Source organism: Halorussus rarus (assembly GCF_003369835.1).
GTDB lineage: Archaea > Halobacteriota > Halobacteria > Halobacteriales > Haladaptataceae > Halorussus > Halorussus rarus.
The window spans coordinates 556300-579385 of sequence record NZ_QPMJ01000001.1 but is presented as its reverse complement, the minus strand read 5'-3'; the positions used below and the strand labels follow the sequence as shown (position 1 = coordinate 579385).

The following is a 23086-nucleotide window of genomic DNA, read 5'->3' as shown; positions in this document are numbered from 1 at the left end:
TCCCTCGCGCAGAGTAAGACGCCGAGTGAAGCTAGCTACTGCCGTCACAACTGAATTTCCGCAACCGCACCGCGACCGCGAGCCTCACACCTCCCCAGCCTCCTCGCTCACACCGGAAGACTCGCTTTGCTCGTCTTCCGAGCCTTGCTTCGCTTCGCTCAGCAAGACTGCGTTCGCTCGTCCCTCGCACGCACTGGCGCGGCACGGCGGCCGCGCCAGCGCGCGCCGGACCCTGACTGGTCCACCTAGCCGGGGAGTGATTGACTGACCGCGCGAGGGTTTAAACCGGAAGACGGGACGAACCCGGCCCATGTTCGACGCACCAGTCGAGACGTGGTACCTCTGGGTCGGCCTCGCGGTGGCCGGCACCGCCGCGGTCGGCCTGGCCGCGACCCTGCCCCGAGCGCCCCCGCCGGACGCCGCCGGCGCGGCCGACACCGTCGACGCCGTGGCGGCGGGCGACCACGCCGCGACCGGCGTCCACCCGCTGTCGGTCGACGCCGCGAAGGTCGGCCCGTACCGGCTCTGGCTCCGGGACGACGGCGCGACCGGCCACGCCACCTTCGGCTTCGGTCCCGTGACCCCGGTCCGACCCGACACCGCGCTCTGGGACGTGCTCCGCGGGACGCCCCCGGAGCGGGCCTTCGGCGCGCCGACCGACCTCCGGCGGGCCGCAGCCGCTGCGCGACATCGGACGCCTACGTGGCGCCCGCGCGAGCGACTGACCGTCCGGCGAGTCGTCTGGGAGGGCGTCGATGTCACGCTCGTCGGGTAGCTCGGACGAGTCTCTGCGACTGACCCGGGGCCAGGTCGAACCCCTGGCGGCGCTGGTCGCGGTCTTCGCGGTCGGGGCCGCGCTCGCCGCCTACGCGGGCGTCCTCGACGCGACCGTGCCGACGCCCGACCGGAACCTCGCCGAGCCGACCGTCGAGCGCGCCGAGCGCGCGGTCGGTCCGGCAAGCGTCGCGGACCCCGATGCGCTCGCCGCCGGCCTGCGCGCCGCCCCCGACGGGTACTCGGTCAACCTGACCCTCTCGACGGCCGGCCGGACGTGGCGAGCGGGACCGACTCCGCCGGCGCGCGCCGACGCGGCCACCCTCGCAGTGAGCGTCCGGGTCGGTCCCGGTCGGCTCGGACCCGGCCGGCTCCGCGCGGAGGTGTGGACGTGAGGGCCGTCAGCACCGTCCTCGACGCCGCGCTCTGTCTCCTGCTGGTCTCGGCGAGCGCGCTGACTCTCGCCGGCACGCCGACCGGCCCGTCGACCGCCGCCGACCCCGACACCGCCGACGAGGCCGCGGAACTACTGGCGACGAGCACCGCCCGGGTGACCTACGAGGCAGACGGCGCGGACACCGAGGCAGCGATGGGCGCCGAAAGCGGGTCGACCGCACGTAACCGAACCGTCCACGACACCCTCGCGGGACTGCTCGCGAGCGCGGCCACCGCGGACGCCACTGGCTCCCGCGCGCCACCGGCCGCGCGGTCGACCGCCGACGCGATTAGCTTCGTCCGGGCGGTCACGGCGAGAGTCGACCGCGCGCTCCGGCGACTCGACGGCGGCGTGCAGGTGATCGCACAGCGGAACGCGTCAGCCCTCTCCGGTACTCCCCACGGTCGCGTCGTCGCGGGCGACGCGCCGCCCCCTGAGGCAGACGTCCACGCGGCTCGCTTCGCGGTTCGAGGCGTCCGGCTGACCGTCAGGACGTGGTCGGCGTGAACCTCGCCGAGGACCGGCGGGCGCGGGTCCCGTTCGCGCTGGTCGGCGTCGTTCTGCTCGTCGGGAGCGCCGGACTCAGCGCGACGCTGGCCGGCGGGCCGGCGCCCGCGACCGACGACTCGGTCGGCGTCGCCGTGGACCGGGCCACCGCGGCCGCGAGCACCGCCATCCGCGCCGCCGCGACCCGCGCCGCCCGCCGGGCAGCCCACCAGCCGGTGACGGCGGTCGCCGACGCCCCGGCGGGTCGGGCGCTGAACGCCTCGTCGCCGTTCCGCGACTACCTCCGCGTTCGAACCTACCTCGCGGCCCGCGAGGCGCTGCGGTCGGTGGACGTGAGCGTCGGCGGGAAGCGCACCGGCGCACGCGGGCCCGGTAGCGGTCAGTCGGGGCGCGTCACCGCCGCGGTCTCGCTGCCGCCGGTCCGGAACGCCTCGTCGCTCCGACGGGCCAAGCGCCGGGTCGCAATCGAACCGGCCGGCGGCGCCGGGAGCGGAGGGAACGCCGGGTTGCGAGTCCGAATCCGGAACGTCACGGTCACCGCGACGCGAGGCGGCCGGTTGATCGAACGCGAGCGAGTCTCGCCCGAACTGGTCGTCGCGACCCCCGCGCTGGCGCTCCACGAACGAACGGAGCGGTTCGAGGCGCGACTCGGCCGCGGTCCGCTCGCCCCGGGGCTCGGCCGGCGGCTCACGGCCAGACTCTACGCGCTGGCCTGGGCCCGGGGGTACGCCCAGTACGGCGGCGCACCGATCCAGAACGTAGTGGCCAACCGCCACGTCGAACTCGCGACCAACGGCGCCGTCCTGCGCGAGCAGCGGGCCGCGTTCGGCGCCAGCGACCCCCGCGGTCGGCGGGCGCTCGGCTGGGCCAGCGCCAGGGTCGGCGCCACTGACCTGCTCGCGGGTGCGAACGAGCACTACGGAACCGCGTGGTCCGACCGGCTGCTCGCGGCCGCCCGGCGCTACCAGCGCGAGAATCCCATTCCCGGCGGCGTCGCAGGCGAGCGCGACGCCTCGCCCCCGCTGCTCCGGGCCGGGATCGATCGGACGGCGGACCGGGCCTTCGCGAACCTCGTCGCCGGCGCCAACGGGTCCGGTCTCGTCGACGTCCTGCGGTCGGCGTACGCGACCGACGTCCGCCTCGTGGCCGCGGTTCGGAAGGTGCGGACCGAGGGCGACCCGGACCCCGAGCCCGACGCTCCCGGCCCGAACTGGACCCTCCGGTCGAGCGACGTCAGAACGACGACTGACGTCGAATCCGGAACCGGACCGCGGCCCGACGCGCCCGGGGACCGGCACCTGCTCGGCGCGGGGTCCAGGCGAGTCGTCCGAACGCACTCGCTCGTCGCCGAGTGGACGCGCGGCAACGAGAGCACCCGGACCGTCCGGCGCTGGACCGAGACGTACGCGGTCGGCGTCGGCGTCGCGGGCGACCACGGCGCCGGGGCCGCCACAGTCGAATCGGCACCCGCTCCACCGGACCGGCCGGTCGCGGACGTCCACGAGCGCGGCGGCGCGCTCGACGGGCCCAACCTCCGGGACCTGCCGGCGCGGGCGACCGAGCGGCTGGTCGCCGAGCGCGGGGGCTTCGACGCGCTGGCCCGGCGCGCGGTGGTCGGCACTCTCGACACCCGACCCGAGCGGGTCGCCGGCCGCCGACCGTCGGACCTGCGGCGGTGGGTCTACCGCGACCTCGCGGCGCTCCGCGAACGGGTCCGGAACGTCTCGGTCGAGGTCCCGCGGACTCGTGCAGTCGCCGGCGAACCGCCCGCGGTCGCGCTCGCCCGCGAGCTTCGGAGTCGGCGTGCGGAACTCCTCGACGCGCCTCCGCGGTACGACGGCGTCGCCGACCGGGCTCGCGTCGCGGCCCGGGCGGCGTACCTCGACAGGGTGGCCGAGCGGCTCGTATCGCGGGCCGAGCGGGCGAACGCGACCCGAACCGGCGTCTCGCGGGCGCTCCGGGACGTCGGGAGCTCGCTGGGCCGGGCGCGGCGGATCCTGCGCGCGTGGATGACGGAGGCGACGTCGTCGCCTCGAACGGAACCCCGACCGCTGCCCGCCGACGGGCCCGGCCGGCCGCTGAACCTGAGCGTCGCGGGGTCGCCGCCGTACCTCACGCTGGCGGCGGTCGACGGCGAGCAGGTGACCGCGATTCCCGCGGGCGAACAGACCCATTCACTGGGGGCCAGGAACCGGAACGTCTTCGCGGTACCGTACGGCGACGCGGCCGAGACGGTGGCGTCGGAACTCCTCGACGGGAGCGAATCGGGGCGCACAGACCTCCGGAGCGCCGCGCTGGCGCTCCGGGCGGCCAACCGGACGCTGACCGAGACCGAGAACCGGAGCCTCGCGCGACGCCGCGACGCGTTGCAGACCTCGCTCGCGGCGTCGATGGCGGAGGTCCGGGAGGGACTGGTCGCGGAGCTGGCGCTGTCGCGGGTCGAACTGTCGGAGACGGAGCGGCGCGCGTCGGTCGAAGCCGGGCTTGCGCGGTGGCCCACGACCGCCGGGCGCGCGCTGGCGGTCGCCAACGGGTCGGCGGCCAACACCATCGCTGCGGCGTTGGCGCGCCGGCACGCCGCGCTCCGGCGGTCCGACCGCCGGGACTGGGTGCGACTCGGGGCGGACCTGGCGCTGGAGTCGGTCCGCCGGAACGTGACGGGGCCCCGACGGTCGCAGGTGAACCGGACGGGGAGCGCGGTCCGGCGCGCGGTGAAGAGCGAACTCCAGCGCGCGGTGGGATCCGGGCTCGCCAACGCGACCGAGGCGGCGAGCGGGCGGTGGTTCAACGAGACCCTCGGGACGATGCCGGCCGGACTGCCGGTCGCGCCCGTACCTGGCTACTGGTACGCGACGGTCAACGTCTGGACGGTGTCGGTCGAGGGAGAGTACGCCCGGTTCGCGGTCAGCGCGCCGCAGGGGCCGCCCGGTGAGTCGGTGACGTACGTCCGAGAGCGGGCGACCGTCCGCCTCGACTGGGACGGCGACGGGGCGTCGGAGGTGGTCGGGCGCACGACCCCGGTCGAGTTCGAGACCGAAACAGTCGTGGTGGTGGTCGTCCCGCCGGGTGCGCCCGGCGTCGGGGACCGGGACGGGAACCGCGACGAGACCTCTCCGGGGTGGTCGTCGGGCTGAGTGATGAAGCGAGGACGGGACCGTCTCGACCACATCGCGCTCGTCAGAACTCCCGACTCGGCGCGCGCTGGCGTCTGCGTGAGCGGAGCGACCGCAGGCTCGTGGGAGCTTCGCTCCCACGGCGGGCCCTCGTGGCCCGCCAAGTGTGTGAGGGACGAGGAGCGCAGGCCTTTGGCCGAGCACCGCAGGAGGCTGGGGAGGGGTGAGGTTTGCGGTCGCGGTTGCGGAAACTCATCGGTGACGGCAGTAGCTAGCTGTCGTGTCACTCACAACACGGCGCGAGCAGGCGAGGAATTCTCCGAGAAGAGACCCCCAAGCAAACTCCGAGACTACCGCTGTCGACTCGCGATGAAGTGGTGGAGCGTCGCGTACTCGGCCAGCGTCATGGGCGCGCGCCCCTCGACCTTCTGGTGGACCTGCTTGGCGTCCATGTCGTCCATCTCGGCGGCGATGGTGTCGACGTCGAGGACCGCGGTCGTCATCCCCAGCAGGAGGTTGTCCCGGACCTCCGCGACGATGGCGTCGGCGTCCGGGGACTCGTCGCTCAGCGCCACGACGGCCGCGGCGTCCTCCAGCGTGATGTCGTCGGCCGCGTCGGCGTCTTCCGCGGCGATCGCCTCGAGCGTCTCGCCGGCGACACCGGTCTCGTCGGCGACCGCGTCGACCCCGCGCGCCTCGATCACGCCGGCCAGTTCGGACGCGTAGTCGGCCCGGAGGTCCGCCGCCGAGGTCGCTTCGGGGTCCGCGATGTCGTCGTAGAGCATACTGCATCGGAGGGGCGCGCGAGTAAAAGGGGTTTCACTTCGGCGGGAGCCGAGAGCCGAACTCTCGCTCGCGAATCGGGGTCACTCCAGGCACGACGCCACGAGCGCCAGCATGCGCTCGCCCCGGACCTCGTCGGCCAGCAGCGGGACGCGCTTGACGTCGTGGCCGCGGAAGACGTCCTGGGCCCGGGACAGGGCGTCCTGCTGGACCTGCCACCGGCGCTGGCAGAACTCGCAGGTGTCGAGGTTCGGCGCCACGAACGCCTCGGGGTCGACGTCGGCGTCGGTCACGTCCGCGAGGTCCTCCATCACCTTGTTGACCACCACGGTGCCGACCGGCACCTCGAACTCCGAGAGTTGCTGCAGGAGCCGCTCGGACTCGAAGACGCTCATCTCCTCGGGCACCAGCACGACGCGGAAGTCGGTCTGGCTCGGGTCCCGCAGCGTCGCGCGGAGGCGCTCGATGCGGTCGCTGAGTTCGTCGAGGTCGTCGAGCCCTTGCTGGGGGTCGGCGTTCTCGGCGCCGAACATCCCCTTCATCCCCTCCATCATCCCCTCGAACTTCTGCTTGAGCTTCATGATGCGGCCGATCATGGTGTCCATCAGCTCCGGGAGCTCGAGCAGCCGGAGGGTGTGGCCGGTCGGCGCGGTGTCGACGACCACGCGGTCGAACCGCGGGTCGTCCATGAACTCCAGCAGCTTCTGCATCGCCGCGGCCTCGTCGGCGCCGGGCATCGGCCCGCCCAGCAGCGCGTCCATCGGGTTCCCGTCGCCGAGCATCCCGCCGAGGCCGCCGAGTGGTCCGGACTGGTCGTCACCACCGGGGCCCGGGGTGGCGTCCGCGGAGTCGCCCGGGGCGGCATCGCCTGCGCCTCCGGGGGCGCCGGCGCCCCCACCGCCGGCCGCGCCGCCGAACATCGCCTGGCCCTCCTCCATCGCGGCCTCGGGGTCGATCTCGGCCGCGAACAACGGGACGTCATCACGGATGCGCTCGGGGGCCGCCGGGATGTCGGTCTCGAAGGTGTCGGACAGCGAGTGGGCCGGGTCGGTCGAGACCACCAGCGTCGCGGTGCCGTCCCGGGCGCTGGCCAGCCCGGTCGCGGCCGCCATCGTGGTCTTGCCGACGCCGCCCTTCCCGCCGTAGAGGACGTACTCGGGCGCGTCGACGCCCACCGGCACGTCGCTCTCGTCGATGTGGTCGACCGCCTCGACGTCGAGTTCGCTCATCGGGCGGGGGTTGGCAGCCCGGACTTGTGTACTCGTCGGTCGGTCGCGTCGCGGGGGTGTCGAATCGTCGCCGGATCGGCCCCGGCCTCACGAACTCCGGGCGTCGGCGACGTCGGCCCGGGACGCCGCGAGCACCTCGTCGGCGGTCAGGTCGGCCTCGCGCCACGCCGGCAGCCGCCGGTCCTCGCCCGGCGGGGCGACCGCCTCGGCGTAGGCGTCGACCTGGGCGCGCTCCTCGCCCCGGTCGTAGTCGAGGCCGTTGAACCCGGCGTCGGCGGCGTACTGCTCGACCAGCCCCTCGGCGACCGCGCGGTAGCGCTCGGGCAAGGTGTCGTAGTCGGGGTCGACCCCGTGGGACTCGACCGCCCGGAGCAGCGCTCGGCCGACGTGGCGGCTCATGTCCGAGAGCCCGGTCGGACCAGAGACCGCGCGGTGGTCGTGCTCGTACCGGCCGAGGTCGACCTGCGCGGTGCCGGCGAACCCGGCGTGGGCGAACGCCTCGCCGAGGGTACCGACCTCCAGCCCCCAGTGGCGCTCGGCCCGGAGTTCGCGGGCGAACGCGGCGGTCGCGCCGAACTCCCCGGCCAGCGCGTACCGGAACGCCCCGAGGTAGTCCAGCACCGCCGCCTCGGGGTGGGCGTCGGCGAGCGCCCGGACTAGCGGCGCGTAGAACAGCCGGCAGAGCCGGCCGTAGAGCCGGTCGTTCTCGACACGGGCGTAGTAGCCCTTCGAGAAGTCGTAGCCCCGGCTCAGCGGGAACAGCAGCCGCGAGACGTCGCCGGCCTCGTAGGTCTTGGCGTCGGCGTCGTGGACGACCACGTACTCGCGGTCGGCCGCGGCGACCCCGAGCGCCAGCCAGACGTCCCGACCCTTGCCGGCCCGGCCGTTGAGGCCGCGCTCGCCCAGCAGGTCGGTGACGCCGGGGCCGTTGGCCCACACAACCGACAGCGGCAGGTCGAAGCCGGCCAGCCAGTCGCAGAACGCCGGGACCTTCCCGGGCGGCGCGCGCAGCGCGACGACCACCTCGCCGGGCGCGACCGCCTCCAGTTCCGAGAGCACGCGCTCGGCCGCGAGGTCGGCGTACTCGCGCTCGGTCATGGGGACGACCACCGCCGCGCGGTCGGTCGGGGCGTCGGGGACCCGGCCGGTCAGGTCGTGCAGGGTGGCGACGCGCTCCTGTCCGTACTCCATCGGGTTGGCGTTGGGACGGAGGGGTTGAAAAGCAGGGGGACTCGGCGGTCGTTGCCGGCGGAGATGCGTCCCCGACGGGGACTTGGGGCGGACGCGGTCGGACTGGCTCGTCAATCGCCCCGGGCCGCGCTCGCGCCCCGGCCGCCTGTCGGGAGCACGTCCGCCGACCAGAGCACGACCAGCACGACCAGGATCACGACGAGCACGCCGCCCATGCCCCGGAACACCGCGTCGAAGCCGAACCCGGCGTCGACCAGCGACCCGACCGCCACGCTCCCCATCGCCTGGACGACCATCATCGACCCGCTGTACAGGGCGTAGGCGCTCGCGCGGTTCTCGTCGGGCAGCGAGTCGAGCAGGTAGGTGTCGAGCGCGGGGAAGAGGCTGTGGACGACGTAGCCCAGCACCGCGGTGACGACCGCGAGCGCGACCAGGCCCTCGACCGCGGTCAGCGCGAACAGGCAGGCGATGAACCCGCCGAGAATCGAGAGCATGAGCGGGACGTACGGCAGCCGATCGGCCAGCCGGCCGGTGACCCAGAAGGCGGGGACGCCCGCCGCGAACACGACGGTCAGCAGGGTGTTGGCGGTCCCGACGCCCACGCCCTTGGTCGCGGTGACGTACGTGACGTAGAAGTTGAACAGGCCGTTCCAGACCAGGCCGGTCGCGCCCAGGATGGCCACCCCGCTCACGATGATGGGCCACTGCCGCCGGGCGGCCGACAGCAGGTCGCGGTCGGCGGCTCCGGCGTCGGGCATGTCGGTCCGGCTGGCGGCCCGGTAGAAGAGGACGGTCGCGACCGCCGCCACGACCGCGATCGCGGCGAACACCTCGCGCCAGGTGGCCGCGACCACGACCGCGCCGGCGAACGCGGGCGCGACGACCGCCGCGACCTGGCTCGCGGTGCCGTGGATGCCGAGCGTCCGGCCGACCCGCTCGGGGTAGAGCTCGGTGATGAGCGGGTTGGCGGCGATGAAGTACGCGCCGCTCGACGCCCCCATCAGGAACGCGCCGGCGCCGAGCGCCGGCACCGAGCCGGCGACGGTCATGAACGCCGACGCCCCGGTCAGCAGCGCTCCCGACCCGAGCACGACCAGGTGGCGGTCGACCCGGGTCAGCAGGTAGCCGGTCGGAATCCGGGGGAGCGCGCTCCCCAGCCACGCCAGCGTGGCGACCAGCCCCGCCGTCGACTCGGTGAGCGCGAACGCCGCCGACAGCGGTTCGAGCAGGGGCGCGAACACCACCCGGGCGAGGTTGACCAGGAAGACGACCGAACACATCGACGCGAAGACCCGACCACGAGACACGCCCGGAGCTACTCCGAGGGTACAGTCAAACCTTCCGAATCCGGACAGGACACCCCCAAGCTTTTCGTTCGTCTCCGTCGTACTCGTGTAATCATGAAATCACTTCGGCGCGGGCTCTGGGACGGGGAGGTCGGGAAGGACGCCCGCGGGCGGTTCTCGTGTCGCATCTGTCACCGCTTGCTGGAGGTGCGGGCCGACGACGGGGAGCGCGCGGTGCAATCGGACGACGCCGGCGAAATAGCGCGCACCGACGAAGGTGTCTCGCGGTCCGACTCCGCGGCGGTCGGGCGGTCGAACGGCGGCGAGCGCGTGGCGCGCGCCGACGGTGAGTCCGTCGAACGGTCCTGTCCCGAGTGCGGCCGCGCGTGGGAGTCGCGGGCCGACGCACGGTGGCGGACGACCGGCGGATAGGCTGACTGGCAGGGGGCGAGTGGTCGGGGCGATCAGGTGCGGCGTCGCCGGCGAGACCGCGGACCGGCCGGCTACTCGAACACCCGGTCGAACGCGTCGGCGCCCATCGGGTCGAACCGCCCCGCGCCGAGGTTCTCCGCGACGTGTTCGGGGTCGCTCATCCCGACCAGCGAACTGGTCACGCCGGGCGCGCTCCGGGCGAAGTTGATGGCGCGCTGGACGGTGGAGTCGCCCTCCAGTCGCTCGGCGACCTCCGCCGGGAGCTCGCGCGCGAGGTCGCCCTGCGCGATGCTGGCGCTGGTGAAGACGTTCAGGCCCGCCTCGTGGGCGAACCAGAGCGGGCTCTGTGGCCCCTCCGGACCCTGCTGGGACTCGACGGTGAAGGCGTCGGCCATCACGACGTTGAACGGTAGCTGGATCGCTCGGAGGTGAGTCGCGGTGTTCTCCGCGGCCTTGGCTGCGGCGCGGGCGCGGGAGATGATCTCCGAGAGCGAGAGGTACCGGTCGTCGCCCTCGGGGACGCGGAACGCGTTCCACGTCGCCACGCCGTACTTCGAGATGTCGCCCGCCGCGGCGCGCTCCTCGAGCCGGGTGAACGTCGCCTCGAGCTGGTCGTAGACGTCCTCGCGCGACCGGGCGTGCAGCTGGGTCTCGGGGTTGTGGACGTAGTAGAGGTCGATCTCGTCGACCCCGAGGTTCTCCAGCGACCGGTCGAGCATGGCGTCGACGAAGTCGGGCGCGATGGCGTGGCTCCCGCGCGCGAGGTCCTCGCGGTCGACCAGCCCCGTATCTACGAACTCGCGTTTGACGTACTCGCCGGGGTCGTCGGGGCGCTCGCCGTCGAAGGGGACGAACCCGCCCTTGGTCGAGACGAACACCGCGTCGCGGTCGACGTCGGCGTCCTCGATGGCCCGCCCGACCGCCCGCTCGCTGCGCTGGCACCGGTAGTTTATCGCGGTGTCGACGACGTTGATGCCGCCCTCGAGGGCGGTCGCGATGGCGTCGCGGTACTGGCTGTCGACCGCGTCCGTCGGCTCGCCGAGGTACGTGCCGACGCCGATGCTCGAGACGGCGAGCCCGTCGAACAGCCGGAAGTAGGTCCGGCCGAAGTCGTCGCCGTGCTCCTGCTTGTACCGGTAGGTGCCGTCGTCGGTGGCCATGCTCGGGAGTAACGCTCCGAGGGGGATAAGCCCGGAGGGTTCCGGAAGGGAGGCGAGAGGAGGAAGGAGAGAAGAGCAGAATAGGGTCAGACGTCGCCGTTGAGCGCGGCGAAGACGTCGTCGCCGAGTTCGGCCTGCGACCACATCGCGGCCTCCGCCCCGCTGGCGTAGGCCGCGCCGTCGACCGGCACCTGGCCGCCGCCCATCCGGGCGTGACCGCCGGCGCTCGCGCCGGGGATGTCCTCGGCGACGGTCTCGAGGGCCTTGCCCATGTGGACCCGGTCGTCGCGCGACCGGCCCGAGAGGTGGACCGTCTCGTCGCGCCGGCCGTAGACGACCACCGCGGTCACGCCCTCGAGCTGGAGGAGCTCGTCGGCGGCCTGCGGGATGGCGTCGGCGTTGTTGATGCGGCCGACGTCGCTGACCGCGAACGACCCGCGGACGTCCCGGCCCGAGATGGCCTTCGACTTGACCTCGAGCACCTCGGCGCTGACCTGGGGATTGGCGATGCGGTCGAGCAGGTCCTCGTCGACGCCCTCGTAGAGGTAGGCCGCGGCCTGGAACTCCGCGCCGGTGCAACCGCTGGTGAGGTGCTTGGTGTCCGACTGGACGCCGTAGAGCAGGCCGGTCGACACCTCGGCGGGCACGACGAGACCGTCGACGTCCTCCTCGGACTCGTCCGGGCCGACCGGCGTGCCGCCCACGTCCTCGAGGTACTCGGCGACCATGGTGGCGCAGGCGCCGTAGTCGGTGCGCTGGTCGGTGAACCGCTCGCCGGTCCCGTTGCCGGGGTGGTGGTCGACGACCGCGTAGGGTTCGAGCCGCTCGGCCCCCTCGAACCCTCTCGGGGTGTTGTGGTCGACCAGGACGACGTCCTCGGCCGCGAGGTCCCGGACGTGGTCGATCTGCTCGAGTTCGAGGTCCAGCACCGTCCGGAACGCGCGGTTCTCCTGGTGGCGGATCTGGCCGGGGAACTGGAGAGCGGCGTCGGTCCCGACCTCGTTGGCGAGATGGGCGACCCCGATGGCGCACGCCATCGCGTCGGGGTCCGGATTGGGGTGCATCAGGATCGCGACCTCGTCGCGCTTTCCCAGCGCGCGCTTGAGCCGCGCGCCCATCGGTCGCCGGAGCCACCGGACGACGAGCCACAGCGACGCCACCAGCGCGACCGCCCCGAGCGCGACGGCCCCCGCGAGTTCGGGCGAGCTCAGGCCGTAGTACTCGGCGGCCTGGAGCACGTCCCGGACCCGCAGTTCCGGAATGACCGGCAGTTGCATGCTACGACCTGACTACCCGGACGAACAAGAAATTTTCCCGATACGAGGATAAGTGAGGCTTTCACGCCGAGCGGTCGCGGTATGCCGCGATTTCCGCGTGGTATCCGTCCCGATAGGTCGGATAGGAGAACTGATAGCCGAGACCGCGTAATCGCTCGTTAGAGCACCGCTTGCTCGTCAGTATTCGTCGTTTCGCCCGCTCGGAGAGGTCTCCCTCGTCGATGCGCTCCTCGGTGGTCTGCTTGGGCGGGCGCTCCTCGCCGCACTCGCCGGCCAGCCAGTCGGCGAACTCCCACTTCGAGACGGGTTCGTCGTCGACCACCAGCACGACCTCGCCGCGCGCGAGGTCCTCCGTGAGCAGGTGTCGGACCGCGCCGGCGGCGTCGTCGCGGTGGATCATGTTGAGGTAGCCCTCGGTGACCGGTCCCTCCAGGTAGCGCTCCAGTCGGGTCCGATCCGGCCCGTAGATGCCCGCGAGGCGCGCGACGGTGCCGTCGATGCCACGGTCGGGCGCGTCCTCAAGGGCGACGCGCTCGGCCTCGGCCAGCACCTCGGTCTTCTCGGTCGTGGGTTCCAGGGCCGTCTCCTCGTTGACCCAGTCGCCGCCGTGGTCGCCGTAGACGCCGGTGCTGGAGGTGTAGACCAGCCTGTCCGGCGGGTCCTCGCGACCACCGAAGTGATCGATGACGGTCCGGAGCCCCTCGACGTACACCTCGCGCGCAGCCGCCGCGTCCCGCCCGCCGGAGCTCGCAGCGAACACCGCGGCGTCGACGTCGGGCACCGCGTCCAGCGAGTCGGCGTCGGTCACGTCGGCTCGGACCGCCTCGAAGCCGGCGTCCTCGATTGCTTCGATGCCGTCGTCCGAGCGCCGGACCCCGACCGCGTCGTGGCCGCGCTCGGTCAACTGGCGTCCGAGTTCGAGGCCGACGTAGCCACAGCCCAGTATCGCGACGTTCATGCGCCGGTGTAGGTGCGAGGACGGGATAACTCCGGCGACGAGCGCCGGGAAGCAGGGAAGCGGCTATCGCTTCATCGACTTTGTGACTGGCGCGCGCTGGCGCGACCTCGTGTCGCGCCATCTCTGCGCGAGGGACGAGGAGCGCAGGCCTTCGGCCGAGCACCGCAGGAGGCTGGGGAGGCGTGAGGCTGTCGCGGGGCGGTTGCGGTGCGGTGGTGTGCGGTACACGGGTGACGGCTGTAGCTAGCTCGTCTCCACGAGTTGCCGTTCTCCCGGTAGAGGGTAGATTCCGAAGAACAGTCTGGCAGTTCTCTCTCGGTCGGTATTTGAACAGTTTTTCTTCAGCTCACCCGCGACATCAGCGAGAGCGCCAACCGATAGAACTTGTCCCGCAGTTTATCGGGCACGAACCGCCCCAGCATCGCCACCTTCGCCACCTGTCCCACGGGGTAGCGCGCAGCGGGGTCGGTGAGGTTCGCGGCGTCGAGGATGGTCTCGGCCACCTCGCGGGGCTGGACCGCGCCCGGCCCGCCCCCGCCGATGGCCTCGGTGTCGTCCAGGACGGCGTAGAGGTCGTCGTAGGCGTCCGAGCGCTCGATGCCCTCGATCTCCTCGGAGGCGCGCTCGGCGAACGCGGTGTCGACCGGGCCGGGCTCGACCAGCACCACGTCGATGCCGTACTCCGAGACCTCGGGCCGGAGCGCGTCGCTGATGCCCTCTATCGCGAACTTCGAGCCGTTGTAGATGCCCATGCCCGGCGTGGCGAGCCGACCGGACACGCTGGAGACGTTGACGACGGTGCCGGTCCGGCGCTCGCGCATGTGGGGCAGGACTTCGCGGATCAGCCGGTGGGGTCCGAAGACGTTCACCGCGAACTGGTCCGCGACGCTCTCGGCGGTGACGTCCCCGACCGGCCCGAGCTGGGCGTAGCCAGCGTTGTTGACGAGGCAGTCGATGCGGCCCTCCTCGTCGACGATGCGGTCGACCACGCGCTCCACGTCGTCTTCGTCGGTCACGTCGAGCGAGGCGATTTCGGCTCCGGCCTCGCCTAACGTCTCCACGTCGGCGGGGTTCCGGGCGGTGGCGTACACGTCCCACCCGTCTTCGAGGAAGGCGTGGGCGGTCTCGCGTCCGATACCCGACGAGCAACCGGTGATGAGAACGGTTTCGGTCACGGGTGCACTGTCGGGGTGCGGACAGATAAATTTCGTCGCTCCGGAGCGCAGGAGTGGGTTGAGGTGAGATTGTAACGCTCGCTTTCTCAAACCGAGTACGGGAATCGATAACCTCGACGGAGGATACGGTTCAGAAAGCCCCCGGCCGGTCGCGGTCGCTGCGCGACATATCCTCCGCTCGCTACGCTCGCTCCGGATAGGGGTCGCGCAGACGACCAGGTAAACGCGACCGGCCGGCCCCTTTCAGTCCACCCTGACGAGCGCGAGTAGGCCGGGTGCTTTCGGGGAGAGTATCCAGTCGAGCGTCTGCCGGTGGGGTGGTCCCCGACCGCGAATCCTACCTGGCGACCTCGGCCTTCACCTCGTCGGCGTAGCTGTCGGCGAGCCGGGTGGGTTCGGGGAGCTTGTAGCCCGCGCAGAGCCGCTCGACGAGGTCGGTCGTCGTCTCGGCGCCGACGCGGTGGCCCGGGCTCACGAAGAGGGGGTTGACGTGGCGCTTCTGGGGGTTGTCGTACTGGCGGGACTGGTAGGCGTAGCCGATGACCGTCCCCTCGGGCGCGTCGACGCTGTCGTCGGCCTCGACGGCGACGCGGGCGCCCCGGGGCAGGTGGTCGTCGAGCGACTCGCGGGGTCGGCCGCAGAGCAGGCTCTTGGCGACGCCGACCGCGGGCAGGTCGAGGGCGACCCCGATGTGGGTGGCGATGCCCGCCTGACGGAAGTGGATGCGACCGCTGCCGTCGACGACCGCGAGGTCCGGCTCTACCGACAGCTCCTCGAACGCCGCGAGGATGGCCCCGCCCTCGCGGAACGAGAGCAGCCCGGGGATGTAGGGTATCTCGGTGGGTTCGACCGCGTGGACGCGCTCGACCACCTCGCCGCCCCGCGTCGCGACGATGGCGCTGACCGCGAGCGTGTCCTCGGAGAAGGCGTCGACGAACGCCTGGTCGACGCCGACGACGACGGGCGGTTCGTCGGAAGAGGTGCCACCCTGCTCGCCCAGCGCGGTCTGCGTCGCGTCGGTGTTATCGCTCGAACCGGCCCGAACCGTAGCGGGGTCGAACTCGAAGTCGTCCGCGAAGAGCGCCTCCGCGGCCAGGTCGCGCTGGAGCTGCTCCATCTCCTCGCGGGAGAGCGTCGGGTCGGGAACGAACTCGGGATGAACCGGCGTCATGGAAGAACCGAAGGGCTCGACGCGTTAGAATCGTCCGCCCGGACCGCCGGGGCCGCCGGGACCGCCCGGGCCGCGGCCGCCGCCGAGCTGGAGCTCCTGGGGGGCGCGCTCGCCGTCGCGCTTGAGCTTGATGCCGTAGAGCACCCCGATGGCCACGCCGGCGAGGTGTGCCAGCTGGGCGACCCCGCCCGCGCCGATGCCGCCGGAGGCGCTGACGAACGCCGAGTAGCCGACGAACAGCGTGGTCGCCAGCCAGAGCGGCATGGGGATGATGAAGTAGAGGTAGATGGTGAGGTTGGGGTTCAGGATGGTCAGCACGCCCAGGACGGCGGCGATGGCGCCGCTGGCGCCGAGCACCGGGGCGAACACGCCGGGCGAGAGGTACATCGTCGCGCCCACCTGGGCGAGCCCGGCGATCGCGCCGCTGACCAGGAACAGCGCGGCGAACTTGTTGCTCCCGATGCGGCGCTCGACCACCGGACCGAAGAAGTACAGCACGATGGAGTTGAGCGCGATGTGGGCGAATCCGCCGTGGGAGAACACCGAGGTGACCCAGGGCCAGACGTAGAAGATGTTCTCGGAGTTCAGGGTGAAGATGTTGTACCACGTAAACGAGCCCGGGCCGATGCCGAGCAGGAACGGCGCGACGCCCCACTGGAAGGCGAACCAGATCCACATCGCCCCGAGGAACACGTAGGCCATGTTCCCGCGGAAGTAGCCCAGCGGACCGCCGGGACCGGTGTCGAGGTTGATTCTATCCGTGAGACCACCAGACGACCGCCCGTCGTCGTTCACGCTCTCGTCGAAGCCACTGTCGAACACGCCGTCGGGGTCGTTCCACTCGTTCAGCCCCGGACAGTCGTGGCTCTCCGGGAGCCTGTGGGCCGAGCAGAACGTGCCGCCGCACCGGCGGCAATTGTACGGCATGTTCTCGTGTTCGCTACACACGTCACACTTCGCCATTGTCGGACTCTTGGGGGGCGGACCTGAAAGGGATTTGGGTCGTCCCGTTTCGCGCCGGAACGATGTGGACTGGCGGGGCGCCTCTCGGAACGCCGTCAGGTCAGCGCCCGCCGGGCTGGAAGCCATCCGGCGCGTCTCCGCCGGGGGTCTCCCGGCGGGGCGACCGCCACTAGCGTCGACAGACGATCGGCTCGTTCACTCTGCTGGAACCGGTCACCCCTCCGGGTTCCCGCCGGCGTACACCGCGAAGTTGTAGTACTGCCAGACCGACGTGACCGCCTCGAACCCGGCCTCCCGGAGCCAGACCAGCTGGTCGGTCAGCGTCGAGGGGTCGTCGTAGTCGTCGCTGGCCTCCCACTCGTCCATGAACGCCTCCTCGTGCCACCCCTTCGACCGGACCCAGTTCTCGATCATCTCGCCCGCCAGCGTCTCCAGGTGCGGGGCGTCGAACTCGACCACGTCGCCGTTGATGAACCAGCCGCCGGGCGCGAGCGACGCGAACACGGCGTCGAACAGCTCCCGCTTGGCGTCCTCGTCGAGGTGGTGGACCGCCAGCGACGAGACGACGAGGTCGTACTCCCCCTCGACAGTGGGGTAGTCGTCGGGGAAGGCGCCGCGTTCGAGCGTCGCGCGGTCGCCGAACGTCTCGAGCTTGCGCTCGGCCTCGTCGAGCATCTGGTCGCTGTGGTCGACCGCGAGGACGCTGCTCTGGGGGAATCGGGTCAGGAGCTTGGTGGTGAGCTCGCCGGTCCCCGCGCCGAGTTCGAGCACGCGGATCTCCTCGCTCCGGTCGTGGGGCGGGGCGTTCAGGACGGCGTCGTGGAGCTCGTCGTACCGCGGGACGATGGCCTCGATGCCGGGGTCGTAGAGGCTCGCGTCCGCGAACACTTCGCCGGGCTTCTTCATGGCCCACCGTAGTCACTCCACGCACGTAGGCTTTCGACCGAGTCATACGCCGCCGGGCGATTATTTCCGGGGCGCATGTGTCGGCAGGCCTCGCCCGCGTCTCGGACGCACCGAAACGAGTAGGCGTTCCGAGGACGTATCGAGAAACCGAGATGGGACTGCTCCCGGGGCGAGCCGACGCGATTCGCGGGATGGCCGCACTTCTCGGTGGAACGGTGCTGTACGCCGTCGTCGTCACCCTTCCGTTCGGGACCGGCCCGACCGAGCTCCTGTGGGACCTGCTGGGGACCCTCGCTCTCTTCGGCACACCGATCGTCGTCCTCTACTACTGGGTCAGTCAGCCCCGCTCGGAGTGAGACGGTCGGCACGTCCGACGTGGCCGCTCGCGGAAGTTGGCGTTCCCGGCGAATTTTTGACGCTGGCGCCCCGAGTGGGAGGCGTGAAGGAGTACGAGCGAAAACAACTGCTGGAGCGCGTCGAGCGCGAGGGCGCGACCGTCGGCGCGGACATCCCCGAGACCATCGACGTGCAGGGCGAGTCGATCGACCTCCGGGAGTTCGTCTTCGAGATCAAGCGCCGGGACACCGTGCCCGCGGGCGAGCGCGACCGGGTCGACCGGGCGAAGAAGAACCTCCGGCGCGAGCGCCTCCAGCGCAAGCAGCTGCTCGAGGAGGGCGACATCACCCGCGCGGAGGGCGAGGAGCTGGTCAACGCCGTCGTCGGCATCGACCGCGCGCTCAACGCCCTCGAGAGCCTGGGCCCGACCGACCTCGAGCGCGAGGCCGAGGTCCAGGAGGCCGCCGACCGCAAGCGGTGGATGTCGTTCCTCAAGCAGGCGCTCGGCCGCGAGGACGCCAGCAGCCGCGGACGGCTCTGAGATACTCCGCTCCCCCAACCATGAGACGAAACGACGAGATCGCGAGCCTGCTCGAAGAGTACGCCGACATCCTGGAGGCCCAGGGCGTCGACTACAAGCACCGGACCTACCGCCGGGCGGCCGAGAGCATCCGGGACTCCCCCGCGGACGTCGAGGAGGTGGCCGCCGACGGCCCGGAGGCGGTCCAGTCCATCCAGGACGTCGGCGAGTCCATCTCGAAGAAGGTGGTGGAGGCAGTCGAGACAGGCACCTTCGAGCAGCTCGAGGAGAAGCGAGAGGAGCTGCCGGTCGAGATGGCCGAGCTGACCTCGGTCGAGGGCATCGGCCCCAGAACTGTCGGAGACCTCTACGAGGCACTCGGGGTGCAGGACCTGGACGACCTGGAGAACGCCGCCCGCGAGGGCGAGATCCGGGAGGTCTCGGGGTTCGGCCGGAAGACCGAGCAGAACATCCTGGAGGGCATCGAGTTCGCCCGCCAGTCCCAGGGCCGGGAGCTGCTGGGCGACGCCCGGCCGGTGGGGGAGGCCGCCCTGGAGTTCTTCGAGTCGATTCCCGAGGCGGGCCGGTGCGAGCTCGCGGGGTCGCTCCGTCGGTGGAAGCCCACCATCGGCGACATCGACGTGCTGGTCGGCAGCGACGACCGGCAGGCGGTCATCGACGCGTTCACCGACTGGGGCGAGGCCGACGAGGTCATCGAGGCCGGCACCGACAAGGCCAGCGTGCGCTCGGACGGCCAGCGGGTCGACCTCCGGGTCGTGGTGCCCGCGGAGTTCGGGTCGGCGCTCCAGTACTTCACCGGCAGCAAGCAGCACAACATCCGGCTCCGGAACTACGCCATCGAGCGCGACCTCAAGATCAACGAGTACGGCGTCTTCGACGTGAGTGAGGTCGAGGACCCCGATTCGGGTGAGGGAACCGACGGTTCACGAACGTCGTCGGACGAGTCCGACGGAAGTCAGCGCGTCGGCGAGCGCATCGCCGGCGAGACCGAGGCGGGGATGTACGAGGCGCTGGGGCTGCCCTCCATCGAACCGGAGATGCGCGAGGACCGCGGGGAGATCGACGCCGCCGCGAACGACGACCTGCCCGACCTCGTCGACGAGGGCGACGTCCGGGGCGACCTCCACCTCCACACCACGTGGTCCGACGGCGAGTACACCGTCGAGCGGATGGCCGAGGCCGCGGCCGAGTTCGGCCACGACTACGTCTGCGTCTCGGACCACGCGACCGGGCCGGGGATGGTCGGCGGCGTCGGCCTCGACGACGAGGAACTGCGCGAGCAGTTGGCCGAGATTCGTGACGCCGCGGACGACCTCCCCGTCACCGTCTTCGCGGGCGTCGAGGCCAACATCGCCGAGGACGGGACCATCAGCGTCGGCGACGACCTGCTGGCGGACCTCGACTGCGTGGTCGCCTCGCCCCACAGCGCGCTGGAGGGCGACGGGACCGACCGCCTCGTCGCGGCCATCGAGCACCCGAGCGTCGACATCGTCGGCCACCCGAGCGGCCGGATGATACACCAGCGGCCCGGCCTGGAGTTCGACGTCGACGAGGTGGCCCGGGCGGCCGCCGACCACGACACCGCCCTGGAAATCAACAGCAGCCCCTACCGGCTCGACCTCTGGGGGAGCGCGGTCAAGCAGGCCGTCGAGGAGGGCGCGACCATCGCCATCGACACCGACGCCCACTCGCCGCCGGAGTACGCGAACGTCCGGTACGGCGTCCACACCGCTCGCCGCGGGTGGGCGCAGGCCGACGACGTGCTCAACGCCCGCGACGCCGACGGCGTCCGGGAGTTCCTCCACTGAGATGGCGGGCGAGGAGTCGGGCGCCGAATCGACACCCGTCGCCGGGGAAACCGGCGGTCCGCGCTCGCCGGTCGACACCCGCCTCCTGCTCGACGTGATGCTGGGGAAGCTGGCGACGTACCTCCGGATGGCGGGCTACGACGCGGCGTACGCCCTCGACAGGGGAATCGAGGCCGACGACCGACTGCTCGACCTCGCGGACGCGGAGGATCGCCTGCTGGTCACCAGGGACGCCCGACTGGCCGGGCAGGCCGACGGCGTTCTGCTCGAATCCCGAGACGTGACCGAACAGCTCCGGGAGTTGGCCGGCGCGGAGTTCGCGCTCGGCCTGTCGGAGCCGGCCCGCTGTTCGGAGTGCAACGCCGAACTCGTGACGGTCGAGTCGGGCGCCGAGACGCCCGGCTACGCGCCCGACGTCGGCGAGACGGACGTCTGGCAGTGCCCGGCGTGCGGCCGGCACTTCTGGAAGGGGAGCCACTGGGACGACGTGGAAGTGACGTTGTCGGAGCTCTGAAGGACTCGCGTCTCCCGTCTCGATGTCGTCCCCTGACCGGCAGAAGCACCTGCACGACCGGGGAAGACACGTCGGGGGACGGCCTGCGTCCGGTATGGGCGAGCAACCACCCTGGCACGAGGACCCGGCGTTCTGGGAGACGTTCCGAGAGTACCTGTTCTCGCCCGAGAAGGTCGCGGAGGCGACCGAACAGGTCGACCAGGTGCTCGCGCTGCTCGACGTCGAACCGGGCGCGCGAGTGCTGGACGTCCCTTGCGGGGTCGGCCGTCACGCCGCGGAGTTCGCGCGTCGAGGGTATCGCGTGACTGGCGTCGACGTCACCCAAGCGTACCTCGACGCCGCGCGCGACCGCGCTCGGGAGGTCGGCGAGGATGAAGCAGACGGAGACGACACAGTCGGTCAGAACGTCGAGTTCCGGCAGGCCGACATGCGGGAGTTCCGCCGCCCCGGGGCGTTCGACGCGGTCGTCAACGTCTACACCTCCTTCGGCTACTTCGAGGACCGCGCCGACGACGAGCGCACCGCCCGGAACTTCTACGAATCGTTGAAGCCCGGCGGGCGCCTCCTGCTGAACCTGACGAGCAAGGAGGTGCTCGCGGGGAAGTTCGAGAAGCGGACGTGGAACGAGCGCGACGGAGCGTACGTCCTCGAGGAGCACGAGGTCACCGACGACTGGAACTGGATGGAGAACCGGTGGATAGTGGTCGAAGATGGGGAGACGAAGGAGTTCACGGTCTCACACAGGCTGTATTCGGCCTACGAGCTCTCGCAACTCCTGAAAGGCGTCGGCTTCGAGACTGTTGAAGTGTACGGCAATCTCGACGGGTCAACGTACGACGAGAACGCGGAGGGGCTGGTCGCGGTCGCGGAGAAGTGAAGTGACGGCGGTGAGCGGTCGCGGAGAAGTAGTTTAGCTGTTGGGCTCCCACTCTTCGCAGGCGTCCATGTCGTCCATCCGGCGGCCGTAGAAGCCGCAGTGGGGCTGCATCCCCTCGTTGGTCCGGACGTACTGGAAGTGCCTGCAGTTGCCGCAGTAGGCGTCGGTCGTCCGGTCGGCGTGGGCCGGCGCGTCGGCGCCGTCGAGCGGTGATTGGATGTCGTTCGTCACGGTTCCCCCGTCGCTGGTGGCCGCGCCGCGGCCCGGCTTGTTGGTCTGGGTCGGGGTCTCGCCGTCGGGCGTGTCGCCGACGAACGCGACGCCGCCGAGGCCGGTCTCGACCGGCTCGGGGTCGTTGTCGGGGTCGCCCGCCGCCGAGGCGGCGAGTTCGGTCTGGAACGCGTTGAGGCCGTCGAGGTCCTCGAAGTCGTCGAGTTCGCCCTTCTCGACCTCGACGGTCCGGACCTCGCCCTCGTGGGCGACCTCCAGCGTGACCGTCCCGCCTGGGTCGTTGCGCGTCTTGAAGTTGACCACGGCGACGAACAGGCACCCGAAGGTGACCAGCGTGCCGACGAAGTAGACGGCGACGACCGGGAGCGTGAGCTGCTGGCCGTAGCCGGCCCAGTGTCTCGGGTAGGCGTGGGTGAACAGCGCGACCCCGAGCACCGAGACGCCGGCACCGATGGCGGCCGCGGCCCGGACGCGCTGGCTGGCCGGCAGGACGCTGAAGATGCCGACGAACACCGACGGAACGCCGAGTCCGGCGAGGACGCCCGCGACCTCTCGGCCCCCTAGCACGTCGAGTCCGAGGACCGAGTGGACGCCCGTCGTGGCGAAGACGATGCCCAGTACGACGAGCAGCACCCCGGCGGCGAACAGGCCGACCCCGAGGTAGAGGAGTCGGACGTTGCCGACCTCGCCGACGTTCTCCTCGTAGGCCTCCGCGAGGCTTGTCATGCACGGGTCATCGCACGCGAACAAGTAAACGTTGCGTCAGACGCGCGTCGGCTGTTTCGACGTGTATCGGCGTTCTGAGACGTTGCGCTGGTCGTCTCCTCCCGGCGCCGTCCCGCCGTCGCGCGCGGGAGACGCCCGACCGACACGTCGCTGTGCCGAGACACCACTGTGCCGAGACACCACGTTTTTCCACGCGGACCCCGAACCCCGAGGCATGGCAGACGACGATTCCACCGAGAACGCACCCGACGAGAGCGAGACCGAGGGCGCCGACGGCGGCGAGGGCGAGGAGAAGTCCTTCCGCGAGCGCGTCGAGGAGATCCGCGAGAAGCGCGCCGAGGAGGGCGAGGGCGACGAGGGCGACCGCCGCGAGAAGATGGAGGAGATGATGGGCGGCGGAGGCGGCCCCGGCGGCATGGGCGGCGGCGGCAACCCCTTCGCCCAGATGATGGGCGGCATGATGGGCGGCGGCGGCGGTCCCGGCGGCATGGGCGGCGGCCCCGGCGGCATGGGCGGCCGCGGCGAGAGCGAGTCGGCCGGCAACGAGGAGCTCGTCCGCGAGGTCCGACAGCTCCGCGACGAGGTCCGGGACGCGACCCGACAGCTCCAGCGCATCGCCGACGCCGTCGAGGACCTCGACTGAGGCCCCGACGCGCGGCGCCGACTCGATTTTCCCGGTCGGATCGACCGTC

The 23086-nt window shown here is 71.6% G+C and carries 23 protein-coding genes; 11 read left to right on the top strand and 12 right to left on the bottom strand.

Going from position 1 to position 23086, the window contains the following annotated elements; translation table 11 throughout:
• Positions 1 to 310 precede the first annotated feature (310 nt).
• From DVR07_RS02985 to DVR07_RS02970, 4 genes are read left to right on the top strand one after another with little or no spacing between them, the layout of a single operon-like run.
• A complete protein-coding gene (locus DVR07_RS02985; RefSeq protein WP_115795297.1) occupies positions 311 to 775 on the top strand; it encodes a DUF7283 family protein in 465 nt (154 codons plus the stop codon).
• Positions 756 to 1169 carry a DUF7285 family protein gene (locus DVR07_RS02980; RefSeq protein WP_115795296.1) on the top strand — a complete coding sequence of 138 codons (414 nt, stop codon included), beginning with the start codon at positions 756 to 758 and terminating at the stop codon, positions 1167 to 1169. Before DVR07_RS02985 ends, DVR07_RS02980 begins: the two co-directional genes overlap by 20 nt.
• The gene (locus tag DVR07_RS02975) at positions 1166 to 1717 is read left to right on the top strand and encodes a DUF7284 family protein (protein ID WP_162829411.1); all 552 of its coding nucleotides are present in this window, start codon (positions 1166 to 1168) and stop codon (positions 1715 to 1717) included. The genes DVR07_RS02980 and DVR07_RS02975 overlap by 4 nt, the downstream gene beginning before the upstream one ends.
• Positions 1714 to 4851 carry a DUF7286 family protein gene (locus DVR07_RS02970; RefSeq protein ID WP_162829410.1) on the top strand — a complete coding sequence of 1046 codons (3138 nt, stop codon included), beginning with the start codon at positions 1714 to 1716 and terminating at the stop codon, positions 4849 to 4851. Before DVR07_RS02975 ends, DVR07_RS02970 begins: the two co-directional genes overlap by 4 nt.
• Positions 4852 to 5180: 329 nt before the next feature.
• On the opposite strand, the gene DVR07_RS02965 is transcribed toward DVR07_RS02970, so the two are convergent.
• The 4 genes from DVR07_RS02965 to DVR07_RS02950 form a co-directional block, all read right to left on the bottom strand.
• Positions 5181 to 5615: a DUF5791 family protein gene (locus tag DVR07_RS02965; RefSeq protein ID WP_115795293.1), complete on the bottom strand. Its 435-nt coding sequence runs from the start codon at positions 5613 to 5615 to the stop codon at positions 5181 to 5183.
• 81 nt (positions 5616 to 5696) lie between these two features.
• Positions 5697 to 6842 carry an ArsA family ATPase gene (locus DVR07_RS02960; protein ID WP_115795292.1) on the bottom strand — a complete coding sequence of 382 codons (1146 nt, stop codon included), beginning with the start codon at positions 6840 to 6842 and terminating at the stop codon, positions 5697 to 5699.
• 87 nt (positions 6843 to 6929) lie between these two features.
• Complete coding sequence (locus tag DVR07_RS02955; protein ID WP_115795291.1) at positions 6930 to 8033, bottom strand: glycosyl transferase family 2; 1104 nt, start codon at positions 8031 to 8033, stop codon at positions 6930 to 6932.
• A gap of 110 nt (positions 8034 to 8143) precedes the next feature.
• Positions 8144 to 9340 (bottom strand): MFS transporter, encoded by a 1197-nt coding sequence (locus DVR07_RS02950; protein ID WP_115795290.1) that lies wholly within the window; start codon positions 9338 to 9340, stop codon positions 8144 to 8146.
• A 93-nt stretch (positions 9341 to 9433) separates the two neighbouring features.
• On the opposite strand from DVR07_RS02950, the gene DVR07_RS02945 reads away from it, so the two are divergent.
• Positions 9434 to 9751: a hypothetical protein gene (locus tag DVR07_RS02945; RefSeq protein ID WP_115795289.1), complete on the top strand. Its 318-nt coding sequence runs from the start codon at positions 9434 to 9436 to the stop codon at positions 9749 to 9751.
• A gap of 71 nt (positions 9752 to 9822) precedes the next feature.
• Here DVR07_RS02945 and DVR07_RS02940 read toward each other — a convergent pair whose 3' ends face one another.
• The 7 genes from DVR07_RS02940 to DVR07_RS02910 all read right to left on the bottom strand — a co-directional run bounded on the left by DVR07_RS02940 (position 9823) and on the right by DVR07_RS02910 (position 17361).
• Positions 9823 to 10911 (bottom strand): aldo/keto reductase, encoded by a 1089-nt coding sequence (locus DVR07_RS02940; protein ID WP_115795288.1) that lies wholly within the window; start codon positions 10909 to 10911, stop codon positions 9823 to 9825.
• Between the two features lie 86 nt (positions 10912 to 10997).
• Complete coding sequence (locus DVR07_RS02935) at positions 10998 to 12188, bottom strand: DHH family phosphoesterase (RefSeq protein WP_115795287.1); 1191 nt, start codon at positions 12186 to 12188, stop codon at positions 10998 to 11000.
• A 61-nt stretch (positions 12189 to 12249) separates the two neighbouring features.
• Entirely contained in the window at positions 12250 to 13146 is an 897-nt protein-coding gene (locus tag DVR07_RS02930; RefSeq protein WP_115795286.1) for an SDR family oxidoreductase, read from the bottom strand.
• A 341-nt stretch (positions 13147 to 13487) separates the two neighbouring features.
• Positions 13488 to 14321 carry an SDR family oxidoreductase gene (locus DVR07_RS02925; RefSeq protein WP_115795285.1) on the bottom strand — a complete coding sequence of 278 codons (834 nt, stop codon included), beginning with the start codon at positions 14319 to 14321 and terminating at the stop codon, positions 13488 to 13490.
• 337 nt (positions 14322 to 14658) lie between these two features.
• On the bottom strand, positions 14659 to 15492 hold the full coding sequence (locus tag DVR07_RS02920; RefSeq protein WP_115795284.1) for an endonuclease V: 834 nt from the start codon (positions 15490 to 15492) through the stop codon (positions 14659 to 14661).
• Positions 15493 to 15516: 24 nt separating this feature from the next.
• Positions 15517 to 16455: a rhomboid family intramembrane serine protease gene (locus DVR07_RS02915; protein WP_115795283.1), complete on the bottom strand. Its 939-nt coding sequence runs from the start codon at positions 16453 to 16455 to the stop codon at positions 15517 to 15519.
• A gap of 213 nt (positions 16456 to 16668) precedes the next feature.
• Positions 16669 to 17361, bottom strand: a complete 693-nt coding sequence (locus DVR07_RS02910) for a class I SAM-dependent methyltransferase (RefSeq protein WP_115795282.1) — start codon at positions 17359 to 17361, stop codon at positions 16669 to 16671.
• A gap of 152 nt (positions 17362 to 17513) precedes the next feature.
• On the opposite strand from DVR07_RS02910, the gene DVR07_RS02905 reads away from it, so the two are divergent.
• From DVR07_RS02905 to DVR07_RS02885, 5 genes are all read left to right on the top strand, one after another.
• Entirely contained in the window at positions 17514 to 17717 is a 204-nt protein-coding gene (locus DVR07_RS02905) for a hypothetical protein (protein ID WP_115795281.1), read from the top strand.
• Positions 17718 to 17800: 83 nt separating this feature from the next.
• Positions 17801 to 18238, top strand: a complete 438-nt coding sequence (locus DVR07_RS02900; protein ID WP_115795280.1) for a DUF5788 family protein — start codon at positions 17801 to 17803, stop codon at positions 18236 to 18238.
• A gap of 20 nt (positions 18239 to 18258) precedes the next feature.
• The gene (locus tag DVR07_RS02895; RefSeq protein WP_115795279.1) at positions 18259 to 20046 is read left to right on the top strand and encodes a helix-hairpin-helix domain-containing protein; all 1788 of its coding nucleotides are present in this window, start codon (positions 18259 to 18261) and stop codon (positions 20044 to 20046) included.
• A gap of 1 nt (position 20047) precedes the next feature.
• Positions 20048 to 20560: a Mut7-C RNAse domain-containing protein gene (locus DVR07_RS02890; protein WP_115795278.1), complete on the top strand. Its 513-nt coding sequence runs from the start codon at positions 20048 to 20050 to the stop codon at positions 20558 to 20560.
• Between the two features lie 94 nt (positions 20561 to 20654).
• The gene (locus DVR07_RS02885; protein ID WP_162829409.1) at positions 20655 to 21437 is read left to right on the top strand and encodes an SAM-dependent methyltransferase; all 783 of its coding nucleotides are present in this window, start codon (positions 20655 to 20657) and stop codon (positions 21435 to 21437) included.
• A gap of 33 nt (positions 21438 to 21470) precedes the next feature.
• Here DVR07_RS02885 and DVR07_RS02880 read toward each other — a convergent pair whose 3' ends face one another.
• Entirely contained in the window at positions 21471 to 22394 is a 924-nt protein-coding gene (locus tag DVR07_RS02880) for a DUF7139 domain-containing protein (protein ID WP_115795276.1), read from the bottom strand.
• Between the two features lie 214 nt (positions 22395 to 22608).
• Between DVR07_RS02880 and DVR07_RS02875 the strand changes: the two genes are divergently transcribed.
• Complete coding sequence (locus DVR07_RS02875) at positions 22609 to 23037, top strand: hypothetical protein (protein ID WP_115795275.1); 429 nt, start codon at positions 22609 to 22611, stop codon at positions 23035 to 23037.
• Positions 23038 to 23086: the final 49 nt, after the last annotated feature.

Excerpts from the sequence above, each read along its gene's own strand:
- DVR07_RS02985 (WP_115795297.1), top strand. The coding sequence starts at position 311 with ATGTTCGACGCACCAGTCGAGACGTGGTACCTCTGGGTCGGCCTCGCG.
- DVR07_RS02980 (WP_115795296.1), top strand. The coding sequence starts at position 756 with ATGTCACGCTCGTCGGGTAGCTCGGACGAGTCTCTGCGACTGACCCGG.
- DVR07_RS02965 (WP_115795293.1), bottom strand. The coding sequence starts at position 5,615 with ATGCTCTACGACGACATCGCGGACCCCGAAGCGACCTCGGCGGCGGAC.
- DVR07_RS02960 (WP_115795292.1), bottom strand. The coding sequence starts at position 6,842 with ATGAGCGAACTCGACGTCGAGGCGGTCGACCACATCGACGAGAGCGAC.
- DVR07_RS02955 (WP_115795291.1), bottom strand. The coding sequence starts at position 8,033 with ATGGAGTACGGACAGGAGCGCGTCGCCACCCTGCACGACCTGACCGGC.
- DVR07_RS02945 (WP_115795289.1), top strand. The coding sequence starts at position 9,434 with ATGAAATCACTTCGGCGCGGGCTCTGGGACGGGGAGGTCGGGAAGGAC.
- DVR07_RS02940 (WP_115795288.1), bottom strand. The coding sequence starts at position 10,911 with ATGGCCACCGACGACGGCACCTACCGGTACAAGCAGGAGCACGGCGAC.
- DVR07_RS02935 (WP_115795287.1), bottom strand. The coding sequence starts at position 12,188 with ATGCAACTGCCGGTCATTCCGGAACTGCGGGTCCGGGACGTGCTCCAG.
- DVR07_RS02930 (WP_115795286.1), bottom strand. The coding sequence starts at position 13,146 with ATGAACGTCGCGATACTGGGCTGTGGCTACGTCGGCCTCGAACTCGGA.
- DVR07_RS02920 (WP_115795284.1), bottom strand. The coding sequence starts at position 15,492 with ATGACGCCGGTTCATCCCGAGTTCGTTCCCGACCCGACGCTCTCCCGC.
- DVR07_RS02915 (WP_115795283.1), bottom strand. The coding sequence starts at position 16,455 with ATGGCGAAGTGTGACGTGTGTAGCGAACACGAGAACATGCCGTACAAT.
- DVR07_RS02910 (WP_115795282.1), bottom strand. The coding sequence starts at position 17,361 with ATGAAGAAGCCCGGCGAAGTGTTCGCGGACGCGAGCCTCTACGACCCC.
- DVR07_RS02905 (WP_115795281.1), top strand. The coding sequence starts at position 17,514 with ATGGGACTGCTCCCGGGGCGAGCCGACGCGATTCGCGGGATGGCCGCA.
- DVR07_RS02895 (WP_115795279.1), top strand. The coding sequence starts at position 18,259 with ATGAGACGAAACGACGAGATCGCGAGCCTGCTCGAAGAGTACGCCGAC.
- DVR07_RS02890 (WP_115795278.1), top strand. The coding sequence starts at position 20,048 with ATGGCGGGCGAGGAGTCGGGCGCCGAATCGACACCCGTCGCCGGGGAA.
- DVR07_RS02885 (WP_162829409.1), top strand. The coding sequence starts at position 20,655 with ATGGGCGAGCAACCACCCTGGCACGAGGACCCGGCGTTCTGGGAGACG.
- DVR07_RS02880 (WP_115795276.1), bottom strand. The coding sequence starts at position 22,394 with ATGACAAGCCTCGCGGAGGCCTACGAGGAGAACGTCGGCGAGGTCGGC.
- DVR07_RS02875 (WP_115795275.1), top strand. The coding sequence starts at position 22,609 with ATGGCAGACGACGATTCCACCGAGAACGCACCCGACGAGAGCGAGACC.